We start from the raw sequence: 12806 nt of genomic DNA, 5'->3' as shown, positions 1-12806 counted from the left end.
CCGGAGGCGCCTCCTCGAGCAGCAGCCAGCCGAGCAGGACGACCACCGGCGGCACCAGGTAGGTGGTGACCCCGAGCCGGCCGGCGTCCGCGGCTCCGGACACCCCACCCGGCCGGCGCTCCGCCCCCGACGAGTGGCAGGAACGCTGCGGCTCCGGCCCGGGCCGAGGGGTCGCCGTGCGTCAGCCGCGCAGGTGCTCGGCCCAGGTCCGGTGTCCGCGCGCTCCACGCACGGGCAGCGCCCCGCCGTCGCGCAGCGCCGCTCCGAGCCGCCCCGGCACCGGCGTGGCCACGACCCGCGCGTTCGGCGCCCGCACCTGCGCCCACGCCCGGGCGAGGTCGACCACCGTGTGCTCCTCGGGCCCGGCGAACTCGACCAAACCGCCCGACGGCGCGGCCGTCACCAGCCCGGTCAGGTGCGCGGCGGCCTCGGCCACGTCCACCGGGCGCACCCGCCATCCCATGGGCACCGGCAGCAGCCGTCCGCGCCGCGCCGTCCCCAGGAGCTCGTCGACGAATCCGTGGAACTGGGTGATCCGCACCAGGGTGACCGGCAGCCCAGAGGCCAGCAGCACCTGCTCGGCGGCGTACTTCGCGCGGTAGTAGCCCAGCGGCACCCGGTCGACGCCGACGATGGAGACGTACAGGAGGTGGCGCAGCCGGGACCGGTCGACCGCCTCGACCAGGCGGCGGGTGCCGGCGACGTCGACCTCCCAGGGGTCGCCGCGCGGATCGCTGGCCGCGTGCACGACCACCTCCGCGCCGCCGAGCGCCGGCCCCAGGTCCCGTCCGGTGGCGAGGTCGCCGCGGACCCCGCCCGGACCGGTGCCCCGGCGCGACATCTGGCGCACCTCGTGCCCGGCGTCCCGCAGCTGAGGCACCAGGTGCCGCCCGAGGCGGCCCGTGCCGCCGGTGACCAGTACGTCCACGGGTGCAGTCTCGCGCGCTCCGGCCTCCCGCCGCACGGCACATCGGGCAGCACGGGCCCGTGCTGGGCGGCGTCCGCTCATCATCTCAGCTGTGAGATAACGTGACCCGGTGACCCTCCTCGACTCCCCCGACGGCGGCATGCGGCGCATCGGGGCCCTGGTCCGCGACGCCCGCCGGCACCGGGGGCTCACCCAGCAGCAGCTCGCCGACCGGTTGAACACCAGCCAGAGCGCCGTCGCCCGGATCGAGCAGGGCAGCCAGAACCTCACCCTCGACTTCCTCGGCCGGCTCTCCGCCGCGCTCGACAGCGAGCTGATCAGCCTGGGACCGGCCGGGCCCGCCCACCTCCGGGTGACCGGCGGGCGGCCGCTGCGCGGCACGGTCGCGGTCAAGTCGTCGAAGAACGCAGCCGTCGCCCTGCTGTGCGCCGCGCTGCTCAACCGTGGCCGGACGACCCTGCGGAACGTGTCGCGGATCGTGGAGGTCGAGCGGATCCTCGACGTGCTGCGCTCGATCGGCGTCTCCGCCACCTGGGACGCCGAAGGGCACGACCTCACGCTGGTGGTGCCCGACGAGCTCGACCTCGACGGCATTGACGCCGGCGCCGCCCGACGGACCCGCAGCATCATCATGTTCCTGGGCCCGCTACTGCACCGGTCCGCCGGCTTCCGGCTGCCCTACGCCGGCGGGTGCGACCTCGGCACGCGCACCGTGCAGCCGCACATGATCGCGCTGCGCCCCTTCGGCCTGGAGATCGAGGCGCACGCCGGCGAGTACCAGGCCACCGTCGACGGCCCGCGCGCCGCCGACCGCACGATCGTCCTCACGGAGCGGGGCGACACCGTCACCGAGAACGCCCTGCTGGCCGCGGCCCGCGCCGAGGGGACGACGACCATCCGCAACGCCAGCTCCAACTACATGGTGCAGGACCTCTGCCTGTACCTGCAGCTGCTCGGCGTGGGGGTCGAGGGGCTGGGCAGCACCACCCTGGTCGTGCACGGCCGTCCGGTGCTCGACGCCGATGTCGACTACACGATCAGCGAGGACCCGGTGGAGGCGATGAGCCTGCTCACCGCCGGCATCGTGACGGGGTCGGAGCTGACGGTGGCGCGGGCACCGGTCGAGTTCCTCGAGGTGGAGCTCGCGGTGCTGGCCGAGATGGGGCTGCGCTACGACCTGTCCCCGGAGTACCTGGCCGACAACGGGCACACGCGCCTGGCCGACATCACCATCCACCCGTCCGAGCTGAAGGCGCCCATCGACAAGGTGCACCCGATGCCGTTCCCGGGCCTGAACATCGACAACCTGCCGTTCTTCGCCGTCATCGCCGCGCAGGCGCACGGCTCGACGCTGATCCACGACTGGGTCTACGACAACCGGGCGATCCACCTCTCCGACCTCACCCGGCTGGGCGCGGACGTCCGGCTGCTGGACCCGCACCGGGTGCTGGTCACCGGCCCGACCCGGTGGTCCAGCGCCGAGGTCGTCTGCCCGCCGGCCCTGCGCCCGGCCGTGTGCATCCTGCTGGCGATGCTGGCGGCGAAGGGGACGTCGGTGCTGCGCAACGTCGACATCATCGCCCGCGGCTACGAGCAGCTCTACGAACGGCTCGTGGAGATGGGCGCCGACATCGAGGTCTTCCGCGATTGAAGCCGCCGATGATCAGGGTCACCTGGTCATCGGCGGTTCTCGGTCCTGGCTGCTGTGAGAGTGGCCGGGCCGGCCCCAGGCGGGCTCAGCGCTCCTGGTCGGTGGGGCGGACGAGCACCTCGTTGACCGCCACGTGCGGCGGCTGGGTGACGACGTAGATCACCGCCCGGGCGATGTCCTCTGCGTGCAGCGCCCGCATGCTGGCGTGCATTCTCTCCGAGGCGGCCTTCGCCTCGGGCTGGGTGATGTGCGACGTCAGCTCGGTGGTGACCGCGCCGGGTTCGACGAGGGAGATCCGCACGCCCCGGCCGGTGACCTCCTGCCGCAGTGACTCGCTGAAGGCGTTCACCGCCCACTTGCTGGCGTTGTAGACACCGGCGCCCTTGCGGGCCTGCCGTCCGGCCACGCTGGACACGTTCACGATGTCACCGGCGCCCTGCTCGATCATCCCGTCGAGAGCCGCGTGGGTCATGTACAGGACCCCCATGACGTTGGTCTGGATCATCCGGCGCCAGTCCTCGGTGTCCGCCCCCACCACGGTGCCCAGCAGCATCACGCCCGCGTTGTTCACCAGGACGTCGAGACCGCCGAGCTCCGACCGGGTGCGGGTCACGGCGTCGGCGCAGGCCTGCTCGTCGGTGACGTCGAGCGCCAGCTGCAGCACCGCAGCACCGCTGTCGCGAAGCCGGGCGGCCAGCTCGTCGAGGCGGTCGGTGCGCCGGGCACCGATGGCGACGGCGGCACCGGCCGCGGCCAGCGCGACCGCGGTCGCCGCACCGATGCCCGATGACGCCCCGGTCACCAGGGCCACCTTGCCGGTCAGCGGACGTTCGGCCTGCGTCATGTGGACCTCCTCCTCCCGCGCCGCCCCGAGCGGCACCCCGCATCACCCTGCCCGGCGACGGGCCGGCCCGCTCCCCGGGCGGCGGCCCGGCCGGGTCGCGTGCTGTATGTACCGCTAGACCAGCGCCTCGAGCCCGTCGTGGGGCAGCGCCAGCCCACCGTCCAGCGGCGGGCGGGCCGGCTGGTCCAGCCCGCGCATGCGGGCCGCGTGCAGGGCCAGGAGCAGGTTCAGCCGGAGGGTCGGGTCGGTGGTGAACGGACCGAGGATCCGCTCCAGCTTCCCGATCCGGTACCGCATGGTGTTGTAGTGGAAGTGCAGCCGGCGGGCGGACTCCGCGACGTTGAGGTTGGTCTCCAGCAGCACCCGCAGCGTCTCCCGCAGATCGGCGGAGTCGGCGTCCCCGGCGTCGGCCAGCGGACCGAGCACCTCGTCGACGTAGGAGCGCAGCTCGGTGCTGTCGGGGATCAGCGAGAGCAGCCGGAACACCCCGAGCTGGTCGAAGTGCGTGACGGCCGACCCGCCGTGGATCTCCTGGCCCACGCCGAGCGCGCGCTGTGCCTGCCGGTGGGCCTCGGCGAGCTCCGAGAGGTTGCCCGCGGGACGGCCGATGCCCGTGCCCAGCAGACGGCCGACCCGGCGCAGCCGGCCGTTCACGCGGGAGGTCACCGCGGACACGACGGCCGACAGCTCCTCCGGCGTCCGCCCGTCCAGCGGGACCAGGGTGACGATCTCGGTCGCGAGCCCGGCGACGGCGGCCCCGGCCACCTCGGGCTCCAGCGCCGCCCGCCACCCGTCGGCCAGCCGATCCAGGACGTCGAGGGCGCGGGTCGGGTCGGCCGCGGCATCGGCGACGGTCTCGGTCGCGGTGACGAGGACGGCCACCGGGCCGTCGAGCCGCCAGCCGAAGGACCGGGTGTAGGCCAGCGTCCGCTCGGTGTGCCCGACGGAACCACCGACGAGCCGGCGCACGAGGTCGCCCTGGAAGCGCAGCTCCACCGAGTGCACCGCCTGCAGCCGGATGACCGAGAGGGCGGCGATGACGGCGGCGCGCTCCAGCACACCACCGGCGCCGAGCATCATCGCGCCGGTCCGGTGCACCGCGACGAGCCAGCCGTGCCGCTGGTCCCCGGCCATGATCGGCGCGACCGCGTACTCACCCACGCCGCCGGGCAGCTGGTGGTGCCCGGGGACGAGCAGGATGCCGTCGGCCGGCGAGAGGTCGGCGTCGGCGAGCACGTCGGCCGGGGTGACCACGATCTGGTCGGCCCGGACGCCCGAGAGCCGGCGGGACGGGGCGAGCTCGGCCAGGGCGTCGTCGGCGGCGGCGTCCAGCAGCCACAGCCACTCGCTGATCTCGGCGACGTCGTCGCTCGGGCCCGCGCTGGTGACCACCTCGCGGTCGGGCCCCAGGCCGAGCACGGCGGCGCCCTCGAGCATCACGGCCAGCCGCTGGGTCACCTCCGCCAGCCCTCCGCCCGTGAGGGCCACCCCGATGAACTCGTGGTCCATGCGGGAGGAGAGCGCGAGCGCCTGCCCCTGCTTGGCGACGACCGTGCCGAGGACCTCGGAGACGATCTCGTCGATCCGGGCGCTCGCGGGCAGGGCCAGCACCGGCAGCCCGCGGCGGTCGGCCTCGGCGAGGACCTCGGCGGGCAACGGCGCAGCCCCGTCGGTCGCCCGGTAGGCCAGCCCGGCGGTGCCGGCCGCGTCGAGCCGCTGGACGAGGGCGCGGCAGCTGGCCGGATCGGCCTGCGGAAGCCGGGCGCCCAGCACGACGAGGACGTCGGGACCGGCGGCCGCCAGCGGCTCGGCCGGGTTGTCGACGACCATGTGCCGGATCGAGCGGCTCAGCCCGGACCCACCGGCGGCCACCGACGCGCCGTCCAGGACCGGGAGCCCGAGCGCCTCCTGGACGGTCAGACCCATGCGCTGCTGCCAGCTCGAGCGGTCGTCCCGGGGTTCGATGCGGGGCGACTCGTCGACCGCCCAGTTGCGACGGAACGGGGCGGTTCCATTGCCCTGAGTTGCAGCGGCCTGAGTCACATCACTCTGGGTCACGAGGCGTCCCCTTCCGGTCGTCGTCCAGGGTGCCACACCACAGGATCCTGTCAGGTGTCCCCGGACGCCGAACCCCATTCTTGGCGACATCCGCCATACGAGGGCGTGCGACGCGCCGCTTAGGTTCGACCTCGATCCACCCGCTCGCTGGATGGTAGGCGTTCCGTCAGGAGGCGCGTGCACCGTCCCCGCGGGCGGGGGGACCGAGGGGCGGAGCGTCTATCCAGGGCCTCCGTCGTCCCGTCGGGTGGAGGGCGACCCATGCGCGCGATCGACGACACCGAAGTCCGTACCGGCCCCGGCGAGGGCCCTGCACTCCGTGGCCGCGCCTCACGCGCAGGCCTGCCGACGATCCCCCTCCCCCGGGAGGGGGCACGCGCCGCGGCCCGCACGGCACCGGCCTCGAAGGCACCGGCCGCGGTTCCCGCCGCGGCGAGCACGGGCGTGGCGGACCTGCTGCGGGGGCCGGTCCGCCCGGCACGGGTGCTGCTGACCGGCCCGGCCGCCGTCTACGTGCAGGTCGTGGGCGAACGCGGCGGCGGCGACGTCGTCGGTGTCCTCACCAGCGACGCCGCGCGGGTCCCCCTGGGGTGCGTCCTCTTCCGCCCGAGCAACGGCCGGCCGCTCGTGGCCCTGCCCACCGGAGCGCCCGCCGAGGTGGGCGCCGGGCGCGTCGTCGTCGGCGACCTCGCGGTCAGCGCGGCCGCCTGGTGGGACCCCCGGCCGCGGCTGCCCGGGGGGCACCCGGCGCTCCTGCCCGAAGGCGTCCGCCAGCTGCGCACCACCCTGTACGGGGAGGGCGTGCCGCACAGCTCGTTCACCCTGCCCGGGCTGCCGACCGGTCCCGGCGGCCCGCTGGCGGCCCTGCGCGGCGCCGTCCGCCGCGCCGACCTGGAGGCGGCGCTGCGCACCGCCACCCGGCTGATCGGCCTCGGACCGGGGCTGACCCCGGCGGGGGACGACGTCATGGCCGGCACGATCGCCGGTCTGGTGCTGCTGGGTCACCCGGCCGCCGACAGGTTCGCCGCCGGCGTCTGCTCGCTGGCCGCCGGTCGCACCACGGAGCTGTCGCGGGCCCTGCTGCGACACGCGGCCGCCGGGCAGGTGAGCGGTGAGTACGCCGCCGTCCTGCGCGGACTGGTCGGCGAACGCCCACTGGCGCCGGCGATCGAGCGGCTGCTGGCCACCGGCGCCACCAGCGGCCGGGCCATGGCGCTGGGCCTGTGCACGGCCATCGACCTGGTGGACCGCACCACCCGCCGCTGACCAGCGACCCGCCCTGCGCTCCACCCGGCGGGCGCGGCGGATCCGCTCTCAGCCCTGCGGCTCGACGCCCACCGGCACCGGCAGGACGGGGCCGAGGGCGTCCCACTGCGCGATGCGGCAGCCGTCGACCCGAGACAGCTCCAGTTCGACGGGGGTTCCTCGCCACGTCCCGGTGATCCGTGCGGTCTGCGCGCCGCCGTACTGCTCGGTGCACATGGCGTCGCCCGGTACGGGCACGAACGGATCGCTCATCCCCTCGAGGTGCGCGCAGGCCGCCTCCGCCTGCGGGTGGCTCCCCGCGACGACGCCGGCGCAGCGGAGCGTCCAGGTCTGCGGCGGCGACCCGTTCCCGCGGTCGACCTCGATGCGCAGGTGGTCGTCGGCCTGCGAGATCCCCGACGCGGCCCCGCCGTCGGTCCCGGCCTCCCCGCCGGCCGCTCCCGAGCCGGAGGCGCAGGCGGCGAGAACCAGGAGCGGGGTCAGGAGGGCGAGCGGCGGAAGACGTCGCATACCGGTGGAGACGAACGCCCCCGCTGCGCGGTTCCGCGGCCTCAGATGCGCGAGGCGTGGATGCTCGTGACGAGGATGGCCCGGGCGCCGAGCTCCCAGAGCTCGTCCATCACCCGGTTGGTCTCGGTGCGGGCGATCATCGCGCGCACGGCCGACCAGCCCGGCGTCTGCAGGGGGCTCACCGTCGGGCCCTCGATGCCCGGGGTGACGGCGGTGGCCTTCTCGAGCAGCTCGTTCGGGCAGTCGTAGTCGAGCATCACGTACTGCCGCGCGACCAGGACCCCGCGCAGCCGGCGGCGCAGCTGGGCGACGGCGGGGATCTCCTCGGCGCCCTGCCGGCGGACCAGCACGGCCTCGCTGGTGAGCACCGGATCGCCGATGATGTGCAGGCCCGCGGCCCGCAGCGTCGTACCGGTCTCCACCACGTCGCAGACGGCCTCGGCCACCCCGAGGCGGCAGGCGGTCTCCACCGCGCCGTCGAGCTTGACCACCCCGGCGGAGATGCCGGCGTCGTCGAGGAACCGCTGGAGCAGCACCGGGTAGGCGGTGGCGATACGCTTGCCGGCCAGCTGCTCCACCCGCTCGATGCCGGACTCCACCGGGCTGGCGAAGCGGAACGACGACCGGCCGAACCCCAGCGGCATGACCTCCACCGCGGCCGGGCCCTCGCCGTCGGCGGGGGCGGTCTCCAGCAGCATGTCGCGGCCGGTGATGCCGACGTCCAGCGTGCCGGCGGCCACGTACACCGCGATGTCCCGCGGTCGCAGGTAGAAGAACTCGGTGTCGTTGTCCGGGTCGTAGACCGCGAGGTCCTTGGTGCTGCGCCGCTGGCGGTAGCCGCTCTCGGCGAGCATCTCCGCCGCCGGCTCGCTCAGGACGCCCTTGTTGGGCACGGCGATGCGCAGCACGCGACTACTCCTCACGATCGGATGGAACGGCCCCGCTGCAGGGACCCACGGCGAGCTCGCGAGGCGTGGGGGCAGCGGGGTCCTCTTTCAGAGGTGAGCGTAGACGTCGTCCAGCGTGAGCCCCCGGGCCAGCATGAGCACCTGCACCCGGTAGAGGAGCTGGCTGATCTCCTCGGCGGTGCGGTCGGCACCCTCGTGCTCGGCCGCCATCCACGACTCGGCGGCCTCCTCGACGACCTTCTTCCCGGCGGCGTGCACGCCGTCGCGCACGGCCACGACGGTGCCGGACGCGGGGTCCCCGGCCTCGACCTTGGCGGCCAGCTCGGTGAACAGGGTGTCGAAGGTCTTCATGCTCGGGCCTCCTGGCCGGCCGGTGCCACGCCGAACCCGGTCGGCCGCTGCGGCCCGCGCAGCTCCCGCAGGATGAGGGCGGTGGCCAGGGCGGCGATCGCGGCCTCCCAGCCCTTGTCCTCGGCCGATCCGGGCAGCCCGGCGCGGTCGCGGGCCTGCTCCTCGGTGTCACAGGTGAGGACGCCGTTGCCGACGGGCTTCCCGGCGTCCAGGGCCACCCGGGTCAGCCCCGCCGTCACGGCGTCGCAGACGTACTCGAAGTGCGGCGTGCCGCCGCGGACGACGACCCCGAGGGCGACGACGGCATCGTGCCGCTCGACCAGTGCCTGGGCGACGACGGGCAGCTCGACCGCACCCGGCGCGCGGACGACCGTGGGCGAGGGCACGCCGCTGGCCTGCGCCGCCTCGACGGCGCGGGCCAGCAGCGAGTCGGTGAGCTCCGCGTGCCAGGTGGTGGCCACGATGCCGAGCGTCAGCCCGGTCGCGTCGACGGCGGTGACCTGCGGAGCGCCGGCGCCGCTCATGCCGGCTGCTCGTTCTGGCCCAGCGGGACGTCCGTACCCGGCACCGTGGTGGCGCCCGGGGCGTCGGCCGGGGCCGGCACCGGGATGTCCGCCGGGCCGGACTCGGTCTCCGGCTCGATGATGTCGAGCAGATGCCCCATGCGGTCCCGCTTGGTGCGCAGGTAGCCGAGGTTCTCCGCCGTGACGTGGCTCGGCAGCGGCACCCGGCCGAGCACGCGGAGGCCGTAGCCCTCGAGCCCGGCGCGCTTGGCGGGGTTGTTGGTCAGCAGCCGCATGGTGTGCACACCGAGGTCGACCAGGATCTGCGCCCCGGTGCCGTAGTCCCGCGCGTCGGCGGGCAGGCCGAGGTCGAGGTTGGCGTCGACGGTGTCGACGCCCATGTCCTGCAGCTGGTAGGCCTGCAGCTTGTGCAGCAGGCCGATCCCCCGGCCCTCGTGCCCGCGGATGTAGAGCACGATGCCGCGGCCCTCGTGGGCGACGGCGGTGAGCGCCGCCTGCAGCTGGGGGCCGCAGTCGCAGCGCAGCGAGCCGAACACGTCGCCGGTGAGGCACTCGGAGTGCACGCGCACCAGCACGTCCTCGCCGTCGCCGATGTCGCCGTAGACGAAGGCGACGTGCTCGCGCTCGTCGTAGGAGCTCCGGTACCCGACGGCGGTGAAGGTGCCCGGGGCCAGCGGCACAATCGCCTCGGCCACCCGCTCGACCAGCTTGTCGAACCGCTTGCGGTAGGCGATCAGGTCGGCGATGGAGATCAGGCAGAGGTCGTGCTCGTCGGCGAAGACGCGCAGCTCCTCGCTGCGGGCCATGCCGGTCGGGTCCTTCTCGCTGACGATCTCGCAGAGGACGCCGGACGGGCGCAGCCCGGCCAGCACCGCGAGGTCGACGGACGCCTCGGTGTGCCCGGGGCGACGCAGCACCCCGCCGTCGCGGGCGCGCAGCGGCACCACGTGCCCGGGCCGGGCGAGGTCGGCCGAGGTGGTCTCGGCCGCGGCGAGGGTCCGGATGGTGTGGGCGCGGTCGGCGGCGGAGATGCCGGTGGTGACGCCCTCGCGGGCGTCCACGGTGACCGTGTAGGCGGTGCCGAGGCGGTCCTGGTTCACCCGGTGCATCGGGGGCAGGTCCAGCCGGTCGGCGTCGGCCTCGGTCACGGCCACGCAGACGTAGCCGGAGGTGTACCGGACCATGAACGCCACCAGCTCGGGGGTGGCGAGCTCGGCGGCGAAGATCAGGTCGCCCTCGTTCTCACGGTCCTCGTCGTCGATCACGACGACCGGCTTGCCGCTCTTGATCGCGGCGAGTGCGGCCTCGATGGAGTCCAGCCGGGTGCGGGGCTCGCTCATCGGCGGACCTCCAGCAGGCGTTCCACGTATTTGGCGATCACGTCGACCTCCAGGTTGACGGGCTCCCCCGTGGCGCGCGCGCCGAGCGTGGTCTCGCGGAGGGTGGTGGGGATGAGGCTGACCTCGAACCAGGGCTCGGGGACCGTGGCCGCGCTGACCGCGCTCACCGTGAGCGAGACGCCGTCGACGGCGATGGAGCCCTTCTCGACGACGTAGCGGGCCAGCCCAGCCGGCAGCGCGATGCGCACGACCTCCCAGTGCTCGCCCGGCGTGCGGGACACGATCCGACCCAGGCCGTCGACGTGGCCCTGCATCAGGTGCCCGCCGAGCCGGGTCTGCGGGCTGACCGCGCGCTCGAGGTTGACCGGCGCACCGTCGCTGACCGCGCCCAGACTGCTGCGGCGCAACGTCTCGGCCATGACGTCGGTGGTCCAGGTGCCGGCGCCGTCGGCGTCGGGCTCGACGCCGGTCACGGTGAGGCAGACGCCGTTGACCGCGATGGAGTCGCCCAGCGACACGTCGGTCAGGACGGTGCGGGCGCGGATCCGCAGGACGGCGGAGTCGCCCCGGTCCTCGCGAGCGGCCAGGGTGCCCACCTCTTCGACGATGCCGGTGAACACCTCAGCTCCCTCCGTCCGTGCCGTCCCCGCTGGTGCGGGGCACCCCACCAGTGTGCCGGGTGGGGTGCAACCGGATCTGCACGTCCCCGCCCAGGAGGGTGAGGTCGGCGATCGAGAAGGACAGCGCCGAGCCGATCCCGCTGATTCCCAGGTCGCCCACCAGCGAGGCGCCGGCCCCCAGCAGCTTCGGCGCGAGGTGCACGACGGCCTCGTCGACCAGCCCGGCGCGCAGGAAGGCCGCGGCGAGCGTGGGCCCGCCCTCGAGCAGCACCCGGCGGACGTCGCGGGCGAACAGCTCGGCCAGCAGCTCCGCCGGGTCCGCGGCCCGGCTCACGTGCGTCGGGGCAGTGTCGTCCAGCACCCGGGCGGTCGCCGGCAGCCGGTCCCGCCGGTCGACGACGACGCGCAGCGGCTGCCGCGCGGTGCCCCGGCCGTCGGCGTCGCGGACGGTGAGCTGCGGGTCGTCGGTCAGCGCGGTCCCGGACCCGACCACGATGGCCTCGCAGCCGCCCCGCAGCCGGTGCACCTCGGCCCGGGCCTCGGGGCCGGTGATCCAGCGGCTGCTCCCGTCGGCGGCGGCGACCCGCCCGTCCAGGGTCGCGGCGACCTTCCAGATCACGTACGGGCGCTGCTCCCGGACACCGGTCAGCCAGCCGGCCAGCGCTCCGCGCTCGGCCGCGTCCTGCTCGACGCCGAGGACGACGTCGACCCCGGCCGCGCGCAGGCGCTCCGCTCCCCCACCGGCCAGCTCGGTCGGCTCGGGCACGGCGACGACGACCCGGGCGATCCCGGCGCCGAGCAGCGCGTCGGCGCACGGCCCGGTCCGCCCGGTGTGCGCGCACGGTTCCAGCGTGACGACGGCGGTGCCGCCCCGGGCCCGCTCGCCGGCCTGCGCCAGCGCGGCGACCTCGGCATGCGGGCCGCCGGGCGGGGCGGTCGCCCCCTCCCCCGCCACGCTGCCGTCGGCGGCCAGGACCACGGCGCCCACCGCGGGGTTGGGGCTCGTCGTGCCGAGCACCGACGCGCCGAGGTCCCGAGCCCGGGCCATCGCCCGCAGCTCGACCGGGGAGACGCTCACCCGGGCATCGCCGCGGCGGCCTGCGCACGCAGGGCGGCGATCGCCGCCGCCGGGTCGTCGGCGCCGTAGACGGCCGATCCGGCGACGAACATGTCGACGCCGGCCTCCGCTGCCCGCTCGATGGTGTCGGGGTTGATGCCGCCGTCGATCTCCACGAGCAGGGTCAGTTCACCGGCGTCGACGAGCTCACGGGCCCGCCGCACCTTGGGCAGCACGTCGGCGATGAAGGACTGGCCGCCGAACCCGGGCTCGACGCTCATGACCAGGAGGGTGTCGAAGTCGGCCAGCACGTCCAGGTAGTCCTCGAGCGGCGTCCCCGGCTTGATCGCCAGGCCGGCCAGCGCCCCGGCAGCGCGCAGGTCACGGGCCACCGCACGCGGATCGGTGCAGGCCTCGGCGTGCACGGTCACGTTGCGGACGCCGACCGCGGCGTACGCCGGCGCCCACCGCTCGGGGTCCTCGATCATGAGGTGGCAGTCCAGTGGCACCGGGCTGACCCGCTGGATCGCCTCGACGACGGGCAGGCCGAGGGTGAGGTTCGGTACGAAGTGCGCGTCCATCACGTCGACGTGCAGCCAGTCGGCGTCGGCCACGCGCGCCACCTCGTCGGAGATGCGGGCGAAGTCCGCGGACAGCAGGCTGGGCGCGATCAACGGTTGCCGGGACACGTCCGCCGAGTCTAGGTGCGCAGGTCGGCAGAACCGGACCCGACCGCCGGGCGTCAGGCC

The 12806-nt window shown here is 74.9% G+C and carries 13 protein-coding genes; 2 read left to right on the top strand and 11 right to left on the bottom strand.

Annotated features, from left to right (window positions below):
* Nucleotides 1–181 precede the first annotated feature (181 nt).
* Nucleotides 182–928, bottom strand: coding sequence for an SDR family oxidoreductase (locus ACI791_RS13580; RefSeq protein ID WP_456586511.1), 747 nt, complete (start codon nt 926–928; stop codon nt 182–184).
* A gap of 109 nt (nt 929–1037) precedes the next feature.
* Between ACI791_RS13580 and ACI791_RS13575 the strand changes: the two genes are divergently transcribed.
* Entirely contained in the window at nt 1038–2579 is a 1542-nt protein-coding gene (locus tag ACI791_RS13575) for a UDP-N-acetylglucosamine 1-carboxyvinyltransferase (protein WP_456586510.1), read from the top strand.
* Nucleotides 2580–2664: 85 nt separating this feature from the next.
* Here ACI791_RS13575 and ACI791_RS13570 read toward each other — a convergent pair whose 3' ends face one another.
* Nucleotides 2665–3423 carry an SDR family NAD(P)-dependent oxidoreductase gene (locus tag ACI791_RS13570; RefSeq protein WP_456586509.1) on the bottom strand — a complete coding sequence of 253 codons (759 nt, stop codon included), beginning with the start codon at nt 3421–3423 and terminating at the stop codon, nt 2665–2667.
* A gap of 114 nt (nt 3424–3537) precedes the next feature.
* Nucleotides 3538–5349, bottom strand: coding sequence for a helix-turn-helix domain-containing protein (locus ACI791_RS13565; RefSeq protein ID WP_456586508.1), 1812 nt, complete (start codon nt 5347–5349; stop codon nt 3538–3540).
* 576 nt (nt 5350–5925) lie between these two features.
* Between ACI791_RS13565 and ACI791_RS13560 the strand changes: the two genes are divergently transcribed.
* Nucleotides 5926–6747, top strand: coding sequence for a DUF2877 domain-containing protein (locus tag ACI791_RS13560; protein WP_456586507.1), 822 nt, complete (start codon nt 5926–5928; stop codon nt 6745–6747).
* A 48-nt stretch (nt 6748–6795) separates the two neighbouring features.
* On the opposite strand, the gene ACI791_RS13555 is transcribed toward ACI791_RS13560, so the two are convergent.
* The 8 genes from ACI791_RS13555 to rpe all read right to left on the bottom strand — a co-directional run bounded on the left by ACI791_RS13555 (nt 6796) and on the right by rpe (nt 12746).
* Nucleotides 6796–7257: an SSI family serine proteinase inhibitor gene (locus ACI791_RS13555; RefSeq protein ID WP_456586506.1), complete on the bottom strand. Its 462-nt coding sequence runs from the start codon at nt 7255–7257 to the stop codon at nt 6796–6798.
* Nucleotides 7258–7298: 41 nt separating this feature from the next.
* On the bottom strand, nt 7299–8165 hold the full coding sequence (gene hisG, locus ACI791_RS13550) for an ATP phosphoribosyltransferase (protein WP_347060492.1): 867 nt from the start codon (nt 8163–8165) through the stop codon (nt 7299–7301).
* Between the two features lie 87 nt (nt 8166–8252).
* Nucleotides 8253–8516, bottom strand: a complete 264-nt coding sequence (locus tag ACI791_RS13545; protein WP_456586505.1) for a phosphoribosyl-ATP diphosphatase — start codon at nt 8514–8516, stop codon at nt 8253–8255.
* On the bottom strand, nt 8513–9040 hold the full coding sequence (ribH, locus tag ACI791_RS13540) for a 6,7-dimethyl-8-ribityllumazine synthase (RefSeq protein WP_456586504.1): 528 nt from the start codon (nt 9038–9040) through the stop codon (nt 8513–8515). The genes ACI791_RS13545 and ribH overlap by 4 nt, the downstream gene beginning before the upstream one ends.
* Complete coding sequence (locus tag ACI791_RS13535) at nt 9037–10380, bottom strand: bifunctional 3,4-dihydroxy-2-butanone-4-phosphate synthase/GTP cyclohydrolase II (RefSeq protein ID WP_456586503.1); 1344 nt, start codon at nt 10378–10380, stop codon at nt 9037–9039. The genes ribH and ACI791_RS13535 overlap by 4 nt, the downstream gene beginning before the upstream one ends.
* Nucleotides 10377–11000: a riboflavin synthase gene (locus tag ACI791_RS13530; protein WP_456586502.1), complete on the bottom strand. Its 624-nt coding sequence runs from the start codon at nt 10998–11000 to the stop codon at nt 10377–10379. Before ACI791_RS13530 ends, ACI791_RS13535 begins: the two co-directional genes overlap by 4 nt.
* A 1-nt stretch (nt 11001) precedes the next feature.
* Nucleotides 11002–12078 (bottom strand): bifunctional diaminohydroxyphosphoribosylaminopyrimidine deaminase/5-amino-6-(5-phosphoribosylamino)uracil reductase RibD, encoded by a 1077-nt coding sequence (gene ribD, locus ACI791_RS13525; RefSeq protein WP_456586501.1) that lies wholly within the window; start codon nt 12076–12078, stop codon nt 11002–11004.
* Nucleotides 12075–12746 carry a ribulose-phosphate 3-epimerase gene (gene rpe, locus ACI791_RS13520; protein ID WP_456586500.1) on the bottom strand — a complete coding sequence of 224 codons (672 nt, stop codon included), beginning with the start codon at nt 12744–12746 and terminating at the stop codon, nt 12075–12077. Before rpe ends, ribD begins: the two co-directional genes overlap by 4 nt.
* Nucleotides 12747–12806 lie beyond the last annotated feature (60 nt).

It is taken from the genome of Blastococcus sp. SYSU DS0973, assembly GCF_054051055.1.
The sequence above is the reverse complement of the archived record's forward strand: the minus strand, read 5'-3'. Positions and strand labels throughout refer to the sequence as shown.

What these genes read in the sequence shown, in the direction of transcription:
- ACI791_RS13570 (WP_456586509.1), bottom strand. Translation starts at nt 3,423, where the DNA reads ATGACGCAGGCCGAACGTCCGCTGACCGGCAAGGTGGCCCTGGTGACC.
- ACI791_RS13565 (WP_456586508.1), bottom strand. Translation starts at nt 5,349, where the DNA reads ATGGGTCTGACCGTCCAGGAGGCGCTCGGGCTCCCGGTCCTGGACGGC.
- ACI791_RS13555 (WP_456586506.1), bottom strand. Translation starts at nt 7,257, where the DNA reads ATGCGACGTCTTCCGCCGCTCGCCCTCCTGACCCCGCTCCTGGTTCTC.
- ACI791_RS13545 (WP_456586505.1), bottom strand. Translation starts at nt 8,516, where the DNA reads ATGAAGACCTTCGACACCCTGTTCACCGAGCTGGCCGCCAAGGTCGAG.
- ribH (WP_456586504.1), bottom strand. Translation starts at nt 9,040, where the DNA reads ATGAGCGGCGCCGGCGCTCCGCAGGTCACCGCCGTCGACGCGACCGGG.
- ACI791_RS13535 (WP_456586503.1), bottom strand. Translation starts at nt 10,380, where the DNA reads ATGAGCGAGCCCCGCACCCGGCTGGACTCCATCGAGGCCGCACTCGCC.